Raw genomic sequence first — 18,273 nt, 5'->3', positions numbered from 1 at the left:
GTGGATGAACAAAACGTCATCCACCCTACGATGGGCGGATCGTCGGAGAACGATCCGCCCGTGCGCTCACACCCGTGCGGCTGTCACCGCGGCGCTGCCCCAGGTGGTGCGCCAGCGCTGCTTGACCCCGTGCAGGCCGATCCAGGCCAGCACGCCGAGGCTGGCGAACAGCCACAGGCCGAGCTGGTAATCGCCGGTGTGCTGCTTGATGGTGCCGAGGCCAGCGGCGAGGAAGAAGCCGCCGACGCCACCGGCCATGCCGATCAGCCCGGTCATCACGCCGATTTCCCTGCGAAAGCGCTGCGGCACCAGCTGGAATACTGCGCCGTTGCCGGCACCGAGGCCGAGCATGGCGGCGACGAACAGGGCCAGGGCCGCGGTCGAGCTGGGCAGGTTGAAGCCCACCGCGGCGATGCACAGCGAAGCGATGGTGTACATCATCAGCAGCGAGCGGATGCCGCCGATGCGGTCGGCCAGGGCGCCGCCGAGCGGGCGCAGCAGGCTGCCGGCAAAGACGCAGGCGGCGGTGTAGTAGCCGGCGGTCACCGGGTTCAGCCCGTACTGGTCGCTGAAGTAACCGGGCAGGGCGCTGGCCAGGCCGATGAAGCCGCCGAAGGTGACGCTGTAGAAGAACATGAACCACCAGCTGTCGCGGTCGCCGAGTGCCTTGAGGTAGTCGCCGAACGCCTTGGGCTTGGGCCGCTCCGGCGCGTTCCTGGCGACCAGGGCGAAGATCACCAGGGTCGCCAGCAGCGGGATCAGTGCCCAGCCGAACACGTTCTGCCAGCCGAATAGCGCCGCCAGGCCTGGGGCGAACAGTGCGGCGAGCACGGTGCCGGAGTTGCCCGCACCGGCGATGCCCATGGCCTTGCCCTGGTGCTGCGGCGGGTACCACTGCGAGGCCAGCGGTAGGGCGACGGCGAAGGCGGCGCCGGCGAAACCGAGGAACAGGCCGAGCAGCAGCGCCTGCTCGTAGCTGCCGATGCCGACCTGCCAGGCGCAGAACAGCGCGACTATCACCACCACCTGGCCGAGCAGGCCGGCGGTCTTCGGTGACAGGCGGTCGCAGAGAAAGCCCATCAGCAGGCGCAGCACGGCGCCGGCAAGGATCGGCGTGGCCACCATCAGGCCGCGTTGCTGGGCGTTGAGCTCGAGGTCAGTGGCGATCTGCACCGCCAGCGGGCCGAGCAGGTACCAGACCATGAAGCTCAGGTCGAAATAGAGGAAGGCGGCGAACAGGGTGGGGGCGTGGCCGGCTTTCCAGAAACTTGTATTCATCGATCACCTCATCAGCGAGAAGGAGCCCGGCATGGCGCGGCGAACCGTGGTCGTGGACACGGCGGCCGTGCCTGCCGGGGAGGCCGTGCACTTGTGGTGCAGGGCCCTGCGGCCGAAGCCACAGCAGGGTTGAGCGATTGCGGTACAGGCTCGGATCGCGACACCTGCGCCTGCCCCGGACACTGGGGCTAACACGAAAAAAAACGCCGCTTCACCGCAGGCCATGAAGGCCGGGTGAGGCGACGTCTTTGTCGTGAGGGAGGTGGCCGCCGTTGGCTACCTGGTATCAGGGACTAAGCAAGTGCCGGGCCAATCGAACGAAGGCCCTGATAGGGGGGGCGTTGCGGCATTTCGGCGAGCGCCGGGCTGCCGCAAAACGAGGCGTTTGCGCCGTCAGTGCACCTGAACGGGGCGGGTGCTTCTCTCAACTGCGGTAAGTGCTGAGTGCAACCTGTGGAGTGATGCTGGAAGGAAGGGCCCCACTGGTGGCGTGAGTCGGTAGCGGCAGCGTCAGCAGGGCGATTGCCAACAGATTGCTGAGTAGTCCGGCCTGACGGGCACGGCGGTAGGTGTCAGACATCCTCGATCCCCCTTTTTTCTGTTCTGACCTAGGCGTAGCAGACGATTGGCAACGTGTCACGGTACTCACAGCAATAACTGTGCAAGTTCCTGCCAGGGCCTGCTTCGTCAGCGTGCGCCTGGCGCATGAAGACCCCACTCAGTCGAGCCGATTGACCTTGGGGAACTTGGCACTGAAGGCGTCCGGCATCGGCACCACCTTCGACTGGCGGTAATCGAAGAACACGAAGCCGGACTTGGCCATGGCCACCAGTGTGCCGTCGGCCGGGCGGGTGATGCGGAAGGTGATATCGCCGCCATAGCGGTTGAAGTCCATCACCCCGACCTCGAACAGCAACTGGTCGCGGGCATGGGCCTCGGCGCGGTAGGTGGTAGCCAGGTCGGTGACGATGATGCCGGTACCGTCCTCGTCGGTCTCGCGAATGCCGAACTCGTAGAGAAAACGCGCCCTGGCCTCGGAGATCATCGAAATCATCGAGTCGTTGCCCAGGTGGTTGGCGCCATTGATGTCGGTGACCCGCACGGTCAGCTGGGTGCTGTAGCAGTACTGGTCTTCGGGAAACTCCAGGGTCAGGCGGGCCATGGTCGAGCCTTACTCGAGAAAAGCGGCGATTGTATGTCGCCGCGAGCTTTAGCGGTGTGTGCTGTTGAGGTGATAGAAGGTAACCCGACCGCCTTCATTGTCCGGCCCGTAGTTGTCCTGAATGTAGGCGCCGGCCTTGAAGTAAAGGTACTGAGTATTCCAGCGGCTGCTGAGCTGGCGGTAAACCGCGCCCTCGTCACCGTCGCTGCTGGCCACGCTGACACCGAGGCGGCCGCTGGGGGTGACGCGCAGGTCGTAACCGAAGCGTTCGCCGAGCTGTACGTTGTCGGCCAGCAGGATGTTCTGCACCTCGCTATCACCGGGACGGACGCGCAGCAGCAGCTCCACGCGTCCGACGCCGCGGCGATAGTGGTATTGCACCTTGACCAGTGGATCGTTCTGGCTGCCCGGCACGTCTGTGCTGTGAATCTGACCAATCACTACCTTGTTGCGACTGGGTACCTGATCCACCTTCAGCACGGCGCTGAGGTAGCTATCGCTGCTGGCGTGCTGCCAGTTGCTCAGGCTGCCGTCACGCTGGGTTTCACGCAGCTCGCTGCGGGGATAGCGTGCATCAGCGGTGGTCGAGCCGGTTACCGGTACCCAGAAGGTCACGCTGCCATCGCCGTTGCGCCGGAAGTAGCGGCTTTCGTAACCATTGCTCAGGCGCTCGGTGCTGATGGTGGTGGGGGCGTTTTCAGTCGGGATCGACAGGTTCCAGGTCGTAAGGTCTAGCACGGCGTTCTCTGCTTGTCGGTTGAGGCCACTGGTTCGTCCTCTCAACAGGCCAGAGGTTCCCCGCTCCAGCCCTTGAGCCAGAGCGGTTGTCACAGGCTCAGGCGGCGGGGCGCTGCTGACGCTGGTAGAGAAACTCCAGTACGGCGGTACGGTAGGCGTGGTACTGCGGGTCGTTGGCCAAGGCCAGGCGGTCGCGCGGGCGCGGCAGCTCGACCGCGAGGATTTCGCCGACGGTGGCCGCCGGGCCGTTGGTCATCATCACGATGCGATCGGACAGCAGCACGGCTTCGTCGACGTCATGGGTGACCATCACCACGGTGCTCTGGGTCTGTCCGACGATACGCAGCAGCTCGTCCTGCAGGTGCGCGCGGGTCAGGGCATCGAGGGCGCCGAACGGCTCGTCCATCAGCAGCACCTTGGGCTCCATGGCCAGGGCGCGGGCGATGCCAACGCGCTGCTTCATGCCGCCGGAGATCTCGTTGGGGTGCTTGTGCATGGCATGGCTGAGGCCGACCATGTTCAGCGCCTGCTCGGTGCGAGCCCTGAGCTGGGCCTTGCTTTCACGTGCACCGAAGACCTTCTCCACGGCCAGGTGGACGTTGCCGAAGCAGGTCATCCAGGGCAGCAGGCTGTGGTTCTGGAACACCACGGCGCGCTCCGGGCCGGGGCCGTCGATCTCGCGACCATTGCAGATCAGCCCGCCCTCGTTGGCCTCGAGCAGGCCAGCGATCAGGTTGAGCACGGTGGATTTGCCGCAGCCGGAATGGCCGATCAGCGCCACGAACTCGCCGCGGGCGATGCTCAGGTTGACGTCTGCCAGGGCCTGGAAGCGGCCTTTCTTGGTGTCGAAGTGCTTGCTGACGGCAGTCAGCTCCACGAATTTGTCCATTGGAATTCTCTCGTTCTGATTTCGTCAAGAACTCATTTAAAACAATGACTTGTAATCGGTTATTGAACTGATTTGTAAGCTTACGTAGCCCGGATGCAATCCGGGGAACCGGAAATCGTGCTCCTGAACTGCATCCTGGCTACGAGGTTGGCGGATGCGTCTCTTCAGCTCGCGTAGTCGAAGCGTCTGGCGATCAACAGCAGCATCTGCTCCAGCGCCAGGCCCACCAGACCTACGATGATGATGGCGATGAGAATGTGCTCGACGTTGAGGTTGTTCCATTCATCCCACACCCAGAAACCCAGGCCGATGCCGCCGGTGAGCATCTCCGCGGCGACGATCACCAGCCAGGCCACGCCGATGGCCAGGCGGATGCCGGTCATCAGGTGCGGCAGCACGGCAGGAAACAGGATGCGCGTCAGCACCTTGAACTCCGACAGCTTGAGCACGCGGGCCACGTTCAGGTAGTCCTGCGGCACGCTGGCCACGCCAGCTGCGGTGTTGAGGATGATCGGCCAGATAGAGCTGATGAATATCACCCAGATCGACGCCGGGCCGGCTGCCTCGAACACCAGCAGGCCGATGGGCAACCAGGCCAGCGGCGAGACCGGGCGCAGCAGGCTGATGATCGGTGCCAGCATGCCGGCCAGGAAGGCGAAGCGGCCGATGGCGAAGCCCAGGGGAATGCCCACCAGCGCCGCCAGGCCGAAGCCGACGCCGACGCGGCCGAGCGAGTTGAGGATGTTCCAGCCGATGCCCATGTCGTTGGGGCCGTTGTCGTAGAAAGGATCGGCGAACAGCACCAGGGCAGCCTGCCAGGTGCTCAAAGGCCCGGGCAGACCCTCGCTGTACTGCGCCAGCAGTGACCAGAAGCCGATGAAGGCGAGGATACCCAGCAGCGGAGCGATGCCGGCCTTGAACAGCGTGGCGAGGGTTTGCGTGTCGGGTAGCCGCGTCACAAGGCTCGCGCGTGGTTTGGTGACTGGGGGTAATGGCGTTTTCAGGGGCGCATTCATGGTCACCTCCGGTCAGGCTTTGATGGCGAAGGAATCGGCGTAGGCGGCCGGGTTGCTGCCGTCCCAGACCGCACCGTCGATCAGCGTGCTGCTGCGCAACGGGCTGCTCGGCACGGCCAGTTTCAGCGCTCCGGCGGCCTCGGCGTAGAGCGCGGTCTGGTTGATCTGCGCGGCCACGGCGGCGTAATCCGGCGCATCCTTGAGCAGGCCCCAGCGCTTGAACTGGGTGAGGAACCACATACCGTCGGAGTGATAGGGGAAGTTGACGCTGCCGTCCTTGCAGAAGGCCATGGCGTGTTCGTCCTTCCAGCTGTTGCCCAGGCCGTCTTCATACTGAGCGAGAAAGCGCGGCTCGATCACCTGCACCGGCGCGTTGACGTAGGCCTTGCCGGAAATCAGCTTGGCGGTGCTCTTGCGGTTCTCCTCGCTGGCCTCGATGAAGCGGCTGGCTTCGAGAATCGCCATGATCAGCGCGCGCGCCGCGTTGGGATACTGCTCGATGAAGGCGCGGGTGGTGCCCAGCACCTTCTCCGGGTGGTCTGGCCAGATCTGCTGGGTGGTGGTGGCGGTGAAGCCGATCTTGTCGAAGATCGCCCGCGCGCCCCAGGGCTCGCCAACGCAGAAACCGTCCATGTTGCCGACGCGCATGTTGGCAACCATCTGCGGCGGCGGCACGACGATGGTCTTCACGTCACTCATGGGGTTGATGCCCAGGCTGCCGAGCCAGTAGTACAGCCACATGGCATGAGTGCCGGTGGGGAAGGTCTGGGCGAAGGTCAGCGGGTTGCCGCCTTTCTTCACGTGTTCGGCCAGTTGCGCGCCGTTGGTCACACCGGCCTCGCGCAACTGTTTAGAAAGGGTGATGGCCTGGCCGTTCTGGTTCAGCCCCATCAGGACCGCCATGTCTTTCTGCGGGCCGGCCAGGCCGAGCTGGGCGCCGTACATCATGCCGTAAAGCACGTGGGCAGCGTCCAGTTCGCCGGTACCCAGCTTGTCGCGCACGCCGGCCCAAGAGGCCTCCTTGCTCGGGTTGATGGTCAGGCCATATTTCTCGCCGAAACCCTGTGTCGCGGCTACCACCACCGAGGCGCAATCGGTCAGCGGAATGAAGCCGACCGTCAGCGCGGATTTTTCTGGTGCATCGGAGCCGGCAGCCCAGGCCGCGCTGCGCAGCGAAGCAGGGGCGGACAGGCCGAGCGCGGCGATACCGCTCACGGCGCCGGCCAGGGCGATGGATTGCTTGAGGAAGTTGCGGCGGCTGGTGCTCGAGGGCTTGTTCGAATCACGATCGGTCATGGGTCTAATCCTTGTCAGAGCGCATAAACAAAAACGGCGTACGCCAGGCCGCCTCGGTAAGAGGAGGTGACCTGACGGACGCCGTTGTCCGTGATCCTCGGCCCGCCGCCGTTGGCGTGCTACGCAGGATGTTGACAGGGACTTAGCAAGGGCCTTGCCAGCTTTCACACGCGCAAATCGGGCATCACTCTGCGATGCGCAAAGAGCACTCGATGCAGGGCATCTTTGTCTGCTCGTAGCAATTTAAAACAATGGGTTACGTATGTTTTATGAGATTGATTGGAGATTTTTGCATCCTTGCGCAAGAGCAATCTTCCAGACTCACTGTTGAGCCAATGCCGTGCATGAATGTTCGTCGTTGAGCGTTTTTGGTTCGCGTTGCCTGCTCAGGAGGCCGGTTGTACGTGAGCTTCTTCGACGTAATCACGAAGCCAGCGCAGCACTTCGACGGCCTCCCAACGAGCCGGGTCGAACAGTGCGTAGGCCAACCCCTGATAACCGACCACATCCAGTTGCCGATGGTAGCCAGCGCGTTGCAACAGCGCCTCGATCTCTGCGAAGCATGTATTGAAGTGCTGACGATTAAAGGGAGTGCGGCTCTCGGTGACGATGCCTTCGAGCCGCAACTCATCGACCATCTCGCGAACGCGCTCCAGCGGCATACGGTTCACTCGGTGTTTCAGCTGCAGTACGTCCAGCATGATGGCGCTCCTAATGTGCTCGGTCATTTACTGCCAAACAGGGTAATTGAAAAATACTGTACAAATAAACAGTATTGGGTAATAGTGAGCTCACTCACGCGATTACAACCCGCCCATCCGTGCGCGATGGGCGCCTTGCTAAAGGGGTATTGGCAATGCAACAGATGCTGATGACGATTGTGCTATTGGCCTTGCTGAGTGGCTGCGCGCAACCGCAGATCGAACGACCACAGGCCAATGGCGCCTATCTGGTGATTGAGGGCGAGCAGGCGTGGGCCGTGCTGGTGTCCGATGGCCAGCGTGTCGAGGAGGTCGGCGTCGTCCTCGACGTGATTCACTTGCCCAGCCATCACTCCAACATCGCCGCTAGCTACGTAATCGAGACGCCCAATTGCGGCAAGCTGCAGTGGCTCACTGAGCGCCATGGTGCTGCGGAAGGGGAAACCACGCTGTTGCCGGCAGCCTTCAACGAACAATTGAGCATGCCGGGCTGCGTACTGGCACAGGGCCTCAGCAGGGCCTGGACGGCGCTGGATTACTCCGGATGATGCGGTGCAGGCACGGTGAGTCCGGGTAGGTTGCGCTGTGCGCACCGACATCTGACGACGTGTAAAAAAGCGCCACGACCTTAACGGATGCGGCGCTTTTCATAGGCGCGGTGTATCCCGTGTTTACATCAGATGCTGCTTGTCCATCTCGATGGCGGCATCGAGGATTTCCAGCAACGCCTTGCGCACTTTCAGCTTGGTGTTTTTGTGCGCGGTCATATTTATCTTCTTCATCTGCTGCGCTGCCGCCTGGGCGGTGGCCAGCAATTGCTCTGCCGGTACCACCTTGTCCAGAAAGCCGGCATCTACGGCTGCCGCCGGATCGAACATCTCGCCATTGATCACCGAGCGGTGGAAGGCTGACTTGCGCAGGCGGTCACGGGCCAGCTCGATACCGACATGATGCATGGTCATGCCGATCTGAACTTCGTTCAGGCCGATGCTGAACGGGCCCTCGACGCCGATACGGTAATCGCTCGACAGCAGGATGAAGGCACCCTTGGCCACGGCATGACCCGGGCAGGCCACAATTATCGGGAAGGGGTGGGCGAGCATGCGCCGCGCCAGGGTGGAACCAGCGGCTACCAGGTTGATCGCGTTCTGCGGGCCGGAGGTCATTACTTTCAGGTCGTAGCCGCCGGAAAGAATGCCTGGCTGACCGGTGATGATGACGATAGCGCGATCCTGTTCCGCGCGGTCGAGCGCAGTATTGAAGGCGGCGATCACATCGGGCGAGATGGCATTGACCTTGCCATTGCTCAGGGTGAGGGTGGCGATGCCGTCTTCGAGTTGATAGCTGATCAGGTCGCTCATGGCAGTTTTCCTTGTTGGAGCCGCGGGGCTGAATGTCGGCAGAAGGTACTCAGCCCAATCGTTCCGGTAAAGCGCCATGACTGACTGGTGGGTCAGTGTTTTTGCCTATCGTGGTGATGCTGGATAGCAATTGGCGTACGGCGAAACCTGACCCTTAAGGTGAGCAGCGAAGCGAAGGAGCTGCCCATGAATATCCTGTACCCGATCCTTTATACAGTCACCGTGATCAGTTTGCTGCTGGTGTCGGTCGTGCTCAGCGAGACGCTCTACCTGCGTAGTCCCGCGGGCGTGCTGTTGCTCTTCGGCGTGGGCCTGTTTCTGTCCCTGGGCTTCTTGCTGTTCGGCCACCTGCGTTTCGACGAAAAGCCTGCCGACGCCCCTAAGGAAAACACGCTGCGCTCTTAAGCGCATGAATCCTTTAAAAAAATTTGCCATTCGAAAAACATTCGTCTACATTAGCGCACCTCGACGGGCTGCACGCCAAAACGTCGAGATCCGGTGAAGTGTCCGAGTGGTTGAAGGAGCACGCCTGGAAAGTGTGTATACGGGAAACCGTATCAAGAGTTCGAATCTCTTCTTCACCGCCACTTTCGCAATACCTAAAGCCCTGAAAGCTAACAAGTTTTCGGGGCTTTTTGCTTTTCAGCTTTCGGCAGGTGTCGAAGAAGTGTCGAAAAGCGGATTCAAGGTCAAAGCATCCTGCAAATGATCGGGTGACAGGTGCGCATAGCGCATGGTCATTGCCAGCGACGTATGCCCCAGGATTTTCTGAAGCGTCAGGATATTCCCGCCCCGCATGACGAAGTGGCTGGCGAATGTGTGCCGCAGCACATGGGTGGCCTGGCCGGCCGGGAGCTTGATCGAGGTCTTCTCCAGGACCCTGCTGAAGGTCAGTATGCAGTTGGTGAACAGGCCGTGTCGCTTGAAGTAGATCTGCAAAGCCTTTTCCAGTTCGCCAGCAATCGGTATCGACCGGGTTCGCTTCGACTTGGTGTTGGCGAAGGTCACCATGCCGTTACGCACTCGCTCAGGTGTCAGCGCTTGGGCTTCTCCCCATCGAGCCCCAGTACTCAGACAGACGCGAGCGATCAGGCCGATGCCTGGGCTAGTCGTGCGTCCGTCCAGAGCTTCAAGCAGCTCAGCTATCTGGCAGGTCGACAGGAAGGAGATAGGACGTTCCTGAAGGCGTAGCGGACGTACCTTGGCCAGCGGGTTCGGGTAGTCGATATCGCCCAGGCGGTGCAGTTCGTTGAACAGCGCTTTCAGGTAGCCCAGCCGGTTATTCATGGTCTTGCCTTGAATGCCAGCCTTGAGCAGCTCGCTGCGCGTTTCGCAGAAGGCATTGCCGGTAAGCTTCACCGCGATAGGATCGCCTAGATCCTTGGCAAGGTTCTGCAGGGTTCGGAGGATCGCGGCACCGTCAGCCAGGGCGTGGCCGTGCAGTTCGTGGTAGCGGGTGCAGAGTTCGGAGAGGCGGCGACGGTCTTTCGGCTTGGGCGTCCAGGCAGGGGATTCGATGCAGTTGGCCCGGCAGGTTGCCTCAAAGCGCTGGGCTTCACCCTTGGTCTTGAAGGTCTTGCGAAAGCGCCGGCCCTTGATGGGCTCAACATCGACTTTCCAGCGGCCATCGCTCAGTTGCTCAATTGCCATGATGTCGGCCCCGGCCAAGAGCGTGAACGTCAGCGTGTTTGTCTTGTTTGTGTATTTGGCAAACAAACATCAGACAGCACGCCCCCAACGCACATGCCGTTCCTCAAGGATGCCTTTGATGTGCTTGTACAGACCGTCCTCATCCATGCCCTTGGCGGCATAGTGGTCGCGGATCACCGGCCAGCATTCCCAATCCTTGAGCCGATAGAAAGCCTTTCTAGCGCCCACTCGCTCCCGTGCCAGCAGGCTGACGAAGTTTCCCAGGAACAGTTCCACGTTCTTACCGGAGAAGCCCCGCGAGGTCTTGTATTGGCGCTTGTACTCGGTTTCGTCCACCAGGGAATCGACCGGCAGATCGACGCGCACGTCGTCGCGGATCAGCGTCCAGATGGGTTCGAAGTAACCAGGGCGAGCCAGCAACTTGAATTGGCGCAGGCCATAGCGCCACAGGCCGTCGAGGTGCGGAGCAAAGGCGGCGTAGCTGTTGGTTTCAATGGCCGCACCGGTGTGCAGATCCACCGAGCCACTGGCGAATTGCTGGATAACAGAGTGGTGGTAACGCAGCTCGACACGCCACACGTCTTGCTCGGGGTTGTAGTTGTCCGGGTCGGTTTCGTCGAAGCTATCGCGACGCTTCCAGACGCCTTCCCAGTAGTCGAGCTTATCGATGGCTCGGGCTTGTTCGGTCTTGTTGTAGATGCCCAGCTGGACGCCTCCAGCGGAGCCAAACAGGTAGGACTGGCCTTTACCGTAGGTCGCAGACTCCAGCGTCCACTGGATTTCCTTGATGCCGGAAATATCACGGGCAGCACGTGCGCGGCAGTGCATGCGGGCGACCAGATCGGCAGGCGGTTGCCAGCCTTGGAGGTCAAGCGCGAGGTGGACAGCGCATTGGTTGCGTTCGATGTTGGTCAGGACGTGGCTGGCGTAGTAGTCGAGGCGCTCTTGCAGGCGCTCAGGCGAGAAGGTGTCGATGGCATGGGGCGACACTTCGATTTTCAGGTGTGGCCCGATGTTCTCCAGCTTGGCGTTGAAGTTCTTCACCAGCAGGATGATGCCCAGGTCAGCATTCTGCAGCTTGTACTGGTAGCCGGAATCCTTGCTCACACGGCCCGAGTGCCAACGCTGGCCAGCGAAGTCAACGATGGTCCCTGGCTTGTCGAATAGGCACATGATTTCCGGGCGGATCAGGCCGCGATACAACTGGCGGACGGTATCGACACTGCAGGCCAGGATTCGGACGTTGGAAAGGTCAGTTATCCGAGCGGTCATGCTGTCGAAAAACAGCCTACCGGTCGGGGTTTTATTGAACTCACCATCAACACGGAGTTGGTCTTTAACTGCCATTTTCTACTGCTCCAAATAGTGCCGAATCGACACGTTTAACCTTGGTTTATCTGACGTGCTACAAGGGCGTCAGCAGGCGCGTTCTGCGCGCCTGCTCGTCCCTCGCAGGCGTATGCAGAACACGCCCAGGACGCCCCGAGGGATCACCACAAGAAACGCCCCTTCTCATAGGTCACGATGGTTACGCCGTTGTTTGACTGCGGCTCTGGGGGCGTCTGAACAGGGGGCGAGCTGGGAGGCTGGGCGGCGGGAGCCTGGCTGTATTCTGGCTGGGTGCGATCAGGTATCGCGGGATCGAAATAGCCGTTCTCGACGACATCCAGGCAAAACCGAAAATCAGTTTTCACCTTGGTGCCTTGTTGGGTGTAGCACTGGCACACGGTCGGCCTGCCGTTGACGGTGGCGCTCGGGGCGCTGGCGAACTTGCGGGCATAGATATCGGGGTCATGGCTGGACATGCAGTACAGCCGCGGAAAGGCCTTGGGCTTGGTCAGGTCGTCATAGATCGGAGCCGATGCCGGTAGCTGCGGCACCCGAGGTGTTCGGTCGGCCAGGTAGTTGGCGGGGTTCTTTCTGTCTTGCTCGGGCGCCTGCTGGCCAAGCGGATTGATGAAGGAGCCAATAGCCCCTTTGGCTTGCTCAACCACGCTTGCCTCGGGCGCGCCTGCCGATGCCGCGCTCTCGCCTGTAGGTGCGTATTGCCCGATGAAGCGATACGACCAAACGACAGCAATAGCAATGACGGCAGCAGCCAGGATGAACTTGGTTGGCACCGTGGTCTGAAAGTGGTGTTTGGCGTTGGTGCTGGTGTAGCTACCGAAGTAGCGCTTATCGAGGCGTAGGGTTTTCTTGTCGGCATCCTTGAAGCTGGTTTTGACTTCGACCTTTTCCACCACCACTTCGGATTCGAAGCGCAACAGCTGGGATGACTTGAAGACGCGCCAGTAGTGGATGTGGCTGTTGCACAGGCGGCGAAGGTGCACATCCAGGTATCGCGGGTCCTGGGTGACCAGGTGCACTTCATGGCCTTGGTGACGCATGGTTTCGAAGCGGGTGATGTGCTCTGGCGGTCGCGCCCTTGGGTCACGGGCGCCAAACCAGCCTTGGGCCTCATCGATGACGACGATGCTGTCTTTCGGCAGTTCGTACCACTTTTCCGGGTCTTCGAACTCGAACCACTGCGCCTGCAAGGTTTCGGGTTTGAGGCCGTTGATGTTGTGGAAGTAGACCACACGCCCTTCGGCCAGGGCTTTCTGGTCGACTTCACGGATGGTGTTGAGGGTCTTGCCGTGGCCGGGCTTGCCGGTGCGGATAACGAGCATGGTGCGGCCCCCTTAAGCTTCGATTGAGGTGCCGCCTGGCTTGCGCCAGACCTGATTGCGCTTGCGATCCTGGGCCTTGTCGATGCCGGCCAGGATGAACCGCGTGGCGATAGCCGCGAAGTACATGTTGACGATCACGTCGAAGTTGGCGAGGCCGAGGATGCCGCTGATTTCGGCACCTAGCTGACCCATGCTGGCTTGCATGTAACTGCGTGCCTGATCGATCACGAGATTGAAGCCGACATAGGAAACGAAGCCGAAGCCGATGATGCGTAGCGCCATCTTCACCAATGGCCCGACGATCATGATCAGGAGCTGTGCAAGGAATAGGTAGTGCATTAGTTACCTCCTACGGAACGACCGACATAGAGCGCGCAGATCACGGCGGTGACGGCGACGAGGAACGGGCCGAGTGAGCTGGCGAAGGTGCAGAGCGGTTGAAAGGACAGGCCGACCGTGCGGCCTGCCATGGAGAGGGAAATGACGCGATCAGGTGGGCAGGACGGGGTCAGAAAGCGGGTGCCCTGGCTAATGAAGGAGGGCACGTCGATATCACCCTGGCCTTCCTGCAGGTTGAACTTATCGCCTTCCAGCAGCCCATTGATCGCGTCTTTGTTTTCTTCAAAGTCGTTGGCCTCTTCGAAGTCGCAACGGGCCTCGTACTGTTGATTGAGGATGGCGCACTGGACGGCATCGCCTTCGCACACCGGGGCGGCCTCACAGGTCTGGCCACCAGACACGGAGCTTTCGCTTTCCTCTTCTTGTTCCTTTTCGCGCTCTTCCTGGCTTTTGCCGTCCGAGTCAGGACAGGCCGCGCCGGTACAGGTGGTGGACTCGCCACCCGGAGTGCCGTCCGACTTGGTGTGGCTGGTGGTGCTTGAGGTGGTGGTGCTGGTTGAGCACGCATTCACACCACTGCAATTGGTGGTGGTCGTGGTGGTCGTGGTTGTGGTGTCTTTTGAACCGTCCGGATTGGTTTTTTCGGTGACTTCGACATCGGTGGTTTTGTCGGTCATCTTTGGGCTGGGCGCTTTCGGCTCACAGCGATATTCACCACCGGCTTCGAACTGGCCGCAGTTCATGTTGCCAATGTCGGTGTACTTTTCAGCCGAACTGCACGAGTAGGTTTGGCTGCCATCGGCGTGGACTATTTTGTTCGTGCACTCGCTGCTTTTCTCAGCTGTTGGAGTGCCGTTAGTGGGCTGTGAACGGATGGCATCGCCACCGGTACAAGAAACGCCATTGCCCTTGTATGTGTAGGTCGCGAAGACCCCGCTAGGGTCACCGTTGACGAACCGCGTGATGCTAGTGGGTGGCTGCTGAGTGGAGGCGTACTGGCAACCGCCGTCGCAGACCACGCCCGGCGGATCGATCCGAGCACCGACGACACCTCTCCCGGTGAACTCACCCAGCCGATGCTGGTGGCCGACATTGGAGCCGACTGACGATTCACATTTATCTGGCTCAGGCGTGATGCACTGGCCGCCAGCACCGGTTGGTATCTGACCAGCAGGGCAACCAGACCATTTGTAAGCGTGAATAATACTGCCAATGGAGCTAACAAGAATGGCTTGTTGCTGTTGGCCGTATACCTGACACCAAGAACCTGGGTAAGTACCAGAGCGCTCAGCAGCTTGGCAGGCCTTAACCGCGTCAGTCGAATTTGCGAAGTTATAGGTAGCTGAAAAAACAAACTGCCCCCACCCCATAAGGCCAAGGACCAGCAATAATCGAAGTAGTAAACCTGGCTTGTTCATCGTTAAACCCGCCCAAAGAACACGAGATACAGCGCCAGGACGGTGATCAGCAGGACAAACAGTTGGTAGTTCATGGCGGTATCCGGAAAAGAAAACCCCGCCGAGGCGGGGCTTTGCTTGCTTCGGCACATACGTGCAGTTGCTGGGTTACATGGCACGACGCATGTACTTGAACGCGGCAGCCGCGATCAGCACGACGAGGACCAGGCCACCCAGCTCGACAACGTCGGTCTTGGCGTTGCCGAGTTCGGTGTTCACCTCGGCTGGCAGGGCGGCATAAGCCTGTTGAACAGTCAGTACGCCGACTGCAGCAGCGGCGCCGAGCGAACGGCGCAGGGTGCGGATGTGCTTCATGGGTATTACCTCGATTTCAGGACTTTTTTGAGGACGAGGAACCCGAACACGGTGGCGAACAGAATCATCGCTTCGCCTTGCAGTTCGGACACGTCATCCCAGGTGAGCGCAGAGCCTGTAAGGCCCTGCATTTCAGCGTCCGCGACGGATACCAGTTGGCCTGTGCACAAGAGTTCACCCGAGGCACCAACCGACCATTCCCCATCGCAGGCGATGAAATTCATAGGCCCTCGGTTACTCAGCCAGGCTGGGGTCGCGGATGACCTCAGCCATGGCGATGCAGTCGGGGCAGATGACGAGGGCGGGCGCCTTGTTCAGATCGGGCAGCAGGTCGGGCTGAGGAGCAGGCTGGCTGTAGAGCTGGCCCATGGGCTGCCCGCAGCAGTCACACAGCACGCGATCAACGATCAGCACGGCGGCGCCCTCCCGTCAGGCCTTGGCCGCGTCCGGTTGAGCACCGGTCGGCTTGGGCTGTTGTTGGGTGGCTTGCGGGGCCGGCTTGTTGGCCTGAGCCGGCTTAGCCGACTCGACGTGCAGGACGATGAACTTGCCCGCGTTCTTGGAGCCGCGTTCGATTTCGGCAGTAACGCGGATGGTCTCCAGTACATCGAAGCCCTGGCAGGCCGCCCACACTTCGTCGAGGGCGTCTTCAGTGACTTGCATCGACATGAGCGAAACGCCGAGGTCCTTTTCGCCATCGGGTTCGTCACCGAAGAACAATTTGACGAGCTTTACGTTATCGAACTGGACGCGCTCAGCGCTGATGAATGCCAATTCCATAGTGGTGCGTGCCATGTTGTGTTTCCTCGCTTAGTTGCGCCTTATTGCGCGGGTTTGCCTTTCAGCAGGCCGAGCGGGTCCACACGGGCAAACTTCTCGTTTTTGCCCGGGTGGGGTTCTCGACTTGCCGAGGTTTTCAGTTAGCGCCGCTGGTGCAGCGGGTTAGTTGTTCAACACCAAGGGCTTTGCCCTTGTCATCCCACTCTTGCCGCCGAGGGCTCGGGAGCGCGGGGCGGTGGAGCTGCCCCACACTCACGAGCGGAGGCTATTTAGGGTGGTGGGTGTTCAAGGGTGCGCTCCGCCCGTGCTTCCGTTCGCCGGATCGGTGAAGCGTGATCCGACGAGCCGGGAGCGCGGCCCTTGACCTGTTCAGCAGCGGCGGCGTTGGCCGGATCGCTGGGGGCGCACTGGTGAACGACCTTGGCCATTGCCTGATAGAAGTAGTCGTCTACCGATTCCACCACCTTGACGACTTGCAGCGTCGAGAAGATCGAACCGACAGCAAACCCGATGCACAGATAGGGAAATGCGTGCCAGAGCAGGGCGACCAGATAGCGACCTGTACGGAATGAGACGGTCATTGATGGCCTGCCTCTTCATTATCAAGAGAACCCTCAAGTCCCTCTCGGTTGTCCTGAGCTTCAAATTCGATGTCCTCAAGAAAGCCAATGCGTTGCTCAACGGTGAATTGCTTGCTGAGGGCAAGGACTCGAATAGCACGAATGATTTCTTCCTTGGCTGGGTTGCTCATGCGCTCACCCCACCAGCTCGAACGGCTCGCGTAGCGGCACGAAGGGCGTTGGTTTGCCGGTGTCGAGCACAACGTGCCAATACCTGGGCGGTCGGTTGCTTGGGGTGTGTTTCGCGCAGATGAAGGCAGGCGTCAGCTTCCAGCGTCCATCGACCTTTAGGACCGACACGGGGCGGCACTCGGTGCAGGGTGTGGACGGGCAGACTGCGCGGCGAGCCGTTTCGCGTCGGGACCAGCACACAGAGCAGTCGCAGCCCTCGGGGTGCGGTTGGTGCAGGTAGCGGGAGAGGTTCATAAGTCATGCCCTCACCTGGGAGGCCGGAGGTTTGGCGGATCATGCCGTCCACTCCTGTTCCAGCAGCCAGGAGCGGAGCAGGGCGCTATTGACCATGCGGCGCTTGCCTAGCTTTACGGTGGGGAGAACGCCTTTCATTGCCCAGGCACGCGCAGTGCCGTAGGTCAGGCCGTTTCGGTCGGCCCAGGACTCGACGGTTTCCACGTCCTGTTGCGGGCCTATCAGCTTCGAAGGTTCCAGCTCTTCCAGTTCCATGCTCGTTCCGTCACTATTCGTTTCAGTAACACCGAGGGGCAAATCTACGGTGTAATTATTGAACTCATGATGGAGTCTATCAGTTCAGATTTGGAGTTCAAATATTGAACTGATGATTTTATAGAACAATATGGAATCAATTCAGGATAGGGCTATAGCCTTGATTTATAAGGCTGGGCTTGACGAGCTGGTAAGGCAATCTGATATCACTTGGAGCAGGTGGAAGAACCTGCGCCACCGGAAGGCTCGCATCAGTACCGAAGAGGTTGAGGTGCTGGTGAAGCTTTTTCCTAGCTATGCGCTATGGATCGCGAGCGGCCAGGTTGCGCCGGAAGCAGGGCAGACAAGCCCCGAATACGATCAGGCCAATTCAAACTTGCCCAATCAAAACGCGGGATAGCGATTACAACGGAAGTGACTAGGCGTTGGTACGAGCGCAAGGGGAGAGAGGAAAAGCAGTGATGCTAGTTTATAAGGGAGGGAGGAATGCTAAGCGAGATAGTGACATTTTTAGAAGTTTCGGCTGATATTGCAACTATAGCCGCTTCAGGTATTGCTGTTTATTTGTTTGTCGCCAAGGGGGCGGCAATTTCAAATGCGCTTTCAGTACTGATAAACTACAGTCATCAAGTGACTTTGGCTGAGTTAAAAGAAAAGCTTGAGAGATTAAATGATTATAATGTGAATGGCGAAGAGGGGTATGAAAAGGTCATCATAATTTTTCATGAAATGATAGGTCAGATTAACGGCAATGAAAGGCTGAATGAGCGATTTTCTGATCTTGTTGTAAAACTGGAGGCTGCGGTCTCAGAAAAGCAGCGCCTAACAGAACCTAGGAAAAGAAGTCTGGTCAGCGAGATAAGAGAGCGTATTAGACACCTGAACGTTGCTGATAATGCTATTGTGATGGATGGAGGTAAAAGGTGAGTAAGATTGTTCAGGCAATTAATTCGATGATTGCCAATGCGGGGCTCTTGGCTAATGTTGTTGAAGGGCATAATACTCGTAATGGGGAGGAGTATTTTTTCTGCTATAAGGAAAAATATATATGGTCGATTTATTTGAGGGAGGATGGTGATTATTGGGTGTACTATTATCCTGAGGCAATGAGCTCTGCTCAGGCGGCTAGTATTCAGGATTTTTCTACTTATCCTACGGTTGCATATGGGGACAACGATTTAAGATCAAGAGAAGCCAGGGAGTCGGTTGCTGAGCTCTTCATGATTTTGAAGGGTAAGTTGTATGATATTGATGCTGTTTTAGATGATATTATCAATGATGATCTTATTGGCTAGTTGATTTTTGATTTTGTAGCGCAGTT

General features: G+C 59.6%; 27 protein-coding genes and 1 tRNA gene. 6 read left to right on the top strand and 22 right to left on the bottom strand.

The window, feature by feature from the left end; genetic code table 11:
- Positions 1-66: 66 nt before the first annotated feature.
- From EL191_RS12820 to EL191_RS12790, 8 genes are all read right to left on the bottom strand, one after another.
- Positions 67-1,278, bottom strand: coding sequence for a nitrate/nitrite transporter (locus EL191_RS12820; RefSeq protein WP_041978987.1), 1,212 nt, complete (start codon positions 1,276-1,278; stop codon positions 67-69).
- 424 nt (positions 1,279-1,702) lie between these two features.
- Positions 1,703-1,858 (bottom strand): hypothetical protein, encoded by a 156-nt coding sequence (locus EL191_RS24420; protein WP_164722332.1) that lies wholly within the window; start codon positions 1,856-1,858, stop codon positions 1,703-1,705.
- Between the two features lie 138 nt (positions 1,859-1,996).
- Positions 1,997-2,440: a thioesterase family protein gene (locus EL191_RS12815; RefSeq protein WP_003240052.1), complete on the bottom strand. Its 444-nt coding sequence runs from the start codon at positions 2,438-2,440 to the stop codon at positions 1,997-1,999.
- A gap of 48 nt (positions 2,441-2,488) precedes the next feature.
- Positions 2,489-3,178 (bottom strand): polysaccharide lyase family 7 protein, encoded by a 690-nt coding sequence (locus EL191_RS12810; protein ID WP_013715725.1) that lies wholly within the window; start codon positions 3,176-3,178, stop codon positions 2,489-2,491.
- Positions 3,179-3,275: 97 nt separating this feature from the next.
- Positions 3,276-4,067 carry an ABC transporter ATP-binding protein gene (locus tag EL191_RS12805; protein WP_041978990.1) on the bottom strand — a complete coding sequence of 264 codons (792 nt, stop codon included), beginning with the start codon at positions 4,065-4,067 and terminating at the stop codon, positions 3,276-3,278.
- A gap of 164 nt (positions 4,068-4,231) precedes the next feature.
- Positions 4,232-5,083 carry a nitrate ABC transporter permease gene (gene ntrB / locus EL191_RS12800; RefSeq protein WP_041978993.1) on the bottom strand — a complete coding sequence of 284 codons (852 nt, stop codon included), beginning with the start codon at positions 5,081-5,083 and terminating at the stop codon, positions 4,232-4,234.
- A gap of 12 nt (positions 5,084-5,095) precedes the next feature.
- Positions 5,096-6,379 (bottom strand): CmpA/NrtA family ABC transporter substrate-binding protein, encoded by a 1,284-nt coding sequence (locus tag EL191_RS12795; protein WP_041978995.1) that lies wholly within the window; start codon positions 6,377-6,379, stop codon positions 5,096-5,098.
- Between the two features lie 386 nt (positions 6,380-6,765).
- The gene (locus tag EL191_RS12790) at positions 6,766-7,080 is read right to left on the bottom strand and encodes a hypothetical protein (protein ID WP_013715721.1); all 315 of its coding nucleotides are present in this window, start codon (positions 7,078-7,080) and stop codon (positions 6,766-6,768) included.
- A gap of 155 nt (positions 7,081-7,235) precedes the next feature.
- Between EL191_RS12790 and EL191_RS12785 the strand changes: the two genes are divergently transcribed.
- Positions 7,236-7,628, top strand: coding sequence for a hypothetical protein (locus EL191_RS12785; RefSeq protein WP_017360994.1), 393 nt, complete (start codon positions 7,236-7,238; stop codon positions 7,626-7,628).
- 123 nt (positions 7,629-7,751) lie between these two features.
- Here the strand turns inward: EL191_RS12785 and EL191_RS12780 are convergent, their stop codons facing one another.
- Complete coding sequence (locus EL191_RS12780) at positions 7,752-8,441, bottom strand: crotonase/enoyl-CoA hydratase family protein (protein WP_041978997.1); 690 nt, start codon at positions 8,439-8,441, stop codon at positions 7,752-7,754.
- 186 nt (positions 8,442-8,627) lie between these two features.
- Between EL191_RS12780 and EL191_RS12775 the strand changes: the two genes are divergently transcribed.
- Positions 8,628-8,846 (top strand): hypothetical protein, encoded by a 219-nt coding sequence (locus EL191_RS12775; RefSeq protein ID WP_041978999.1) that lies wholly within the window; start codon positions 8,628-8,630, stop codon positions 8,844-8,846.
- 92 nt (positions 8,847-8,938) lie between these two features.
- A tRNA-Ser gene (locus EL191_RS12770) sits at positions 8,939-9,028 on the top strand.
- Positions 9,029-9,083: 55 nt separating this feature from the next.
- On the opposite strand, the gene EL191_RS12765 is transcribed toward EL191_RS12770, so the two are convergent.
- From EL191_RS12765 to EL191_RS12710, 13 genes are all read right to left on the bottom strand, one after another.
- A complete protein-coding gene (locus EL191_RS12765) occupies positions 9,084-10,091 on the bottom strand; it encodes a phage integrase (RefSeq protein ID WP_041979547.1) in 1,008 nt (335 codons plus the stop codon).
- Positions 10,092-10,160: 69 nt separating this feature from the next.
- Positions 10,161-11,438, bottom strand: coding sequence for a hypothetical protein (locus tag EL191_RS12760; protein WP_041979001.1), 1,278 nt, complete (start codon positions 11,436-11,438; stop codon positions 10,161-10,163).
- A 143-nt stretch (positions 11,439-11,581) separates the two neighbouring features.
- Positions 11,582-12,760: a zonular occludens toxin domain-containing protein gene (locus EL191_RS12755; protein WP_041979003.1), complete on the bottom strand. Its 1,179-nt coding sequence runs from the start codon at positions 12,758-12,760 to the stop codon at positions 11,582-11,584.
- 12 nt (positions 12,761-12,772) lie between these two features.
- Entirely contained in the window at positions 12,773-13,099 is a 327-nt protein-coding gene (locus EL191_RS12750; RefSeq protein ID WP_041979005.1) for a DUF2523 domain-containing protein, read from the bottom strand.
- Positions 13,099-14,517: a virulence factor TspB C-terminal domain-related protein gene (locus EL191_RS24575; RefSeq protein ID WP_232005477.1), complete on the bottom strand. Its 1,419-nt coding sequence runs from the start codon at positions 14,515-14,517 to the stop codon at positions 13,099-13,101. The genes EL191_RS12750 and EL191_RS24575 overlap by 1 nt, the downstream gene beginning before the upstream one ends.
- A gap of 147 nt (positions 14,518-14,664) precedes the next feature.
- Positions 14,665-14,871 (bottom strand): major capsid protein, encoded by a 207-nt coding sequence (locus EL191_RS12740; protein WP_041979008.1) that lies wholly within the window; start codon positions 14,869-14,871, stop codon positions 14,665-14,667.
- A 5-nt stretch (positions 14,872-14,876) separates the two neighbouring features.
- The gene (locus EL191_RS12735) at positions 14,877-15,095 is read right to left on the bottom strand and encodes a hypothetical protein (RefSeq protein WP_041979010.1); all 219 of its coding nucleotides are present in this window, start codon (positions 15,093-15,095) and stop codon (positions 14,877-14,879) included.
- A 10-nt stretch (positions 15,096-15,105) separates the two neighbouring features.
- Positions 15,106-15,285: a hypothetical protein gene (locus EL191_RS12730; protein ID WP_041979012.1), complete on the bottom strand. Its 180-nt coding sequence runs from the start codon at positions 15,283-15,285 to the stop codon at positions 15,106-15,108.
- 15 nt (positions 15,286-15,300) lie between these two features.
- Positions 15,301-15,666, bottom strand: a complete 366-nt coding sequence (locus tag EL191_RS12725; protein WP_041979014.1) for a hypothetical protein — start codon at positions 15,664-15,666, stop codon at positions 15,301-15,303.
- A 254-nt stretch (positions 15,667-15,920) separates the two neighbouring features.
- Entirely contained in the window at positions 15,921-16,232 is a 312-nt protein-coding gene (locus tag EL191_RS24475; protein ID WP_041979016.1) for a hypothetical protein, read from the bottom strand.
- Complete coding sequence (locus EL191_RS24415; protein WP_155294769.1) at positions 16,229-16,402, bottom strand: hypothetical protein; 174 nt, start codon at positions 16,400-16,402, stop codon at positions 16,229-16,231. The genes EL191_RS24475 and EL191_RS24415 overlap by 4 nt, the downstream gene beginning before the upstream one ends.
- Positions 16,403-16,406: 4 nt before the next feature.
- Positions 16,407-16,697: a DUF5447 family protein gene (locus tag EL191_RS12715; RefSeq protein ID WP_080764275.1), complete on the bottom strand. Its 291-nt coding sequence runs from the start codon at positions 16,695-16,697 to the stop codon at positions 16,407-16,409.
- A gap of 39 nt (positions 16,698-16,736) precedes the next feature.
- Positions 16,737-16,952, bottom strand: a complete 216-nt coding sequence (locus EL191_RS12710; RefSeq protein WP_012018532.1) for a hypothetical protein — start codon at positions 16,950-16,952, stop codon at positions 16,737-16,739.
- 130 nt (positions 16,953-17,082) lie between these two features.
- On the opposite strand from EL191_RS12710, the gene EL191_RS24570 reads away from it, so the two are divergent.
- The 3 genes from EL191_RS24570 to EL191_RS12695 all read left to right on the top strand — a co-directional run bounded on the left by EL191_RS24570 (position 17,083) and on the right by EL191_RS12695 (position 18,247).
- The gene (locus EL191_RS24570; RefSeq protein WP_041979021.1) at positions 17,083-17,352 is read left to right on the top strand and encodes a hypothetical protein; all 270 of its coding nucleotides are present in this window, start codon (positions 17,083-17,085) and stop codon (positions 17,350-17,352) included.
- 86 nt (positions 17,353-17,438) lie between these two features.
- Positions 17,439-17,879, top strand: coding sequence for a hypothetical protein (locus tag EL191_RS12700; protein WP_041979023.1), 441 nt, complete (start codon positions 17,439-17,441; stop codon positions 17,877-17,879).
- A complete protein-coding gene (locus EL191_RS12695; protein ID WP_052435033.1) occupies positions 17,876-18,247 on the top strand; it encodes a hypothetical protein in 372 nt (123 codons plus the stop codon). Before EL191_RS12700 ends, EL191_RS12695 begins: the two co-directional genes overlap by 4 nt.
- The last annotated feature ends 26 nt before the right edge of the window (positions 18,248-18,273 follow it).

Origin of the sequence: Pseudomonas mendocina (assembly GCF_900636545.1) — a bacterium.
Lineage (GTDB): Bacteria > Pseudomonadota > Gammaproteobacteria > Pseudomonadales > Pseudomonadaceae > Aquipseudomonas > Aquipseudomonas mendocina.
The sequence above is the reverse complement of the archived record's forward strand: the minus strand, read 5'-3'. Positions and strand labels throughout refer to the sequence as shown.

Excerpts from the sequence above, each read along its gene's own strand:
- EL191_RS12780 (WP_041978997.1), bottom strand. The coding sequence starts at position 8,441 with ATGAGCGACCTGATCAGCTATCAACTCGAAGACGGCATCGCCACCCTC.
- EL191_RS12750 (WP_041979005.1), bottom strand. The coding sequence starts at position 13,099 with ATGCACTACCTATTCCTTGCACAGCTCCTGATCATGATCGTCGGGCCA.
- EL191_RS12820 (WP_041978987.1), bottom strand. The coding sequence starts at position 1,278 with ATGAATACAAGTTTCTGGAAAGCCGGCCACGCCCCCACCCTGTTCGCC.
- ntrB (WP_041978993.1), bottom strand. The coding sequence starts at position 5,083 with ATGAATGCGCCCCTGAAAACGCCATTACCCCCAGTCACCAAACCACGC.
- EL191_RS24570 (WP_041979021.1), top strand. The coding sequence starts at position 17,083 with ATGGAATCAATTCAGGATAGGGCTATAGCCTTGATTTATAAGGCTGGG.
- EL191_RS12785 (WP_017360994.1), top strand. The coding sequence starts at position 7,236 with ATGCAACAGATGCTGATGACGATTGTGCTATTGGCCTTGCTGAGTGGC.
- EL191_RS12805 (WP_041978990.1), bottom strand. The coding sequence starts at position 4,067 with ATGGACAAATTCGTGGAGCTGACTGCCGTCAGCAAGCACTTCGACACC.
- EL191_RS12790 (WP_013715721.1), bottom strand. The coding sequence starts at position 7,080 with ATGCTGGACGTACTGCAGCTGAAACACCGAGTGAACCGTATGCCGCTG.
- EL191_RS24415 (WP_155294769.1), bottom strand. The coding sequence starts at position 16,402 with ATGAGCAACCCAGCCAAGGAAGAAATCATTCGTGCTATTCGAGTCCTT.
- EL191_RS12815 (WP_003240052.1), bottom strand. The coding sequence starts at position 2,440 with ATGGCCCGCCTGACCCTGGAGTTTCCCGAAGACCAGTACTGCTACAGC.
- EL191_RS12710 (WP_012018532.1), bottom strand. The coding sequence starts at position 16,952 with ATGGAACTGGAAGAGCTGGAACCTTCGAAGCTGATAGGCCCGCAACAG.
- EL191_RS12715 (WP_080764275.1), bottom strand. The coding sequence starts at position 16,697 with ATGAACCTCTCCCGCTACCTGCACCAACCGCACCCCGAGGGCTGCGAC.
- EL191_RS24475 (WP_041979016.1), bottom strand. The coding sequence starts at position 16,232 with ATGACCGTCTCATTCCGTACAGGTCGCTATCTGGTCGCCCTGCTCTGG.
- EL191_RS12765 (WP_041979547.1), bottom strand. The coding sequence starts at position 10,091 with ATGGCAATTGAGCAACTGAGCGATGGCCGCTGGAAAGTCGATGTTGAG.
- EL191_RS12755 (WP_041979003.1), bottom strand. The coding sequence starts at position 12,760 with ATGCTCGTTATCCGCACCGGCAAGCCCGGCCACGGCAAGACCCTCAAC.
- EL191_RS24420 (WP_164722332.1), bottom strand. The coding sequence starts at position 1,858 with ATGTCTGACACCTACCGCCGTGCCCGTCAGGCCGGACTACTCAGCAAT.
- EL191_RS12740 (WP_041979008.1), bottom strand. The coding sequence starts at position 14,871 with ATGAAGCACATCCGCACCCTGCGCCGTTCGCTCGGCGCCGCTGCTGCA.
- EL191_RS24575 (WP_232005477.1), bottom strand. The coding sequence starts at position 14,517 with ATGAACAAGCCAGGTTTACTACTTCGATTATTGCTGGTCCTTGGCCTT.
- EL191_RS12775 (WP_041978999.1), top strand. The coding sequence starts at position 8,628 with ATGAATATCCTGTACCCGATCCTTTATACAGTCACCGTGATCAGTTTG.
- EL191_RS12735 (WP_041979010.1), bottom strand. The coding sequence starts at position 15,095 with ATGAATTTCATCGCCTGCGATGGGGAATGGTCGGTTGGTGCCTCGGGT.
- EL191_RS12760 (WP_041979001.1), bottom strand. The coding sequence starts at position 11,438 with ATGGCAGTTAAAGACCAACTCCGTGTTGATGGTGAGTTCAATAAAACC.
- EL191_RS12725 (WP_041979014.1), bottom strand. The coding sequence starts at position 15,666 with ATGGCACGCACCACTATGGAATTGGCATTCATCAGCGCTGAGCGCGTC.
- EL191_RS12700 (WP_041979023.1), top strand. The coding sequence starts at position 17,439 with ATGCTAAGCGAGATAGTGACATTTTTAGAAGTTTCGGCTGATATTGCA.
- EL191_RS12795 (WP_041978995.1), bottom strand. The coding sequence starts at position 6,379 with ATGACCGATCGTGATTCGAACAAGCCCTCGAGCACCAGCCGCCGCAAC.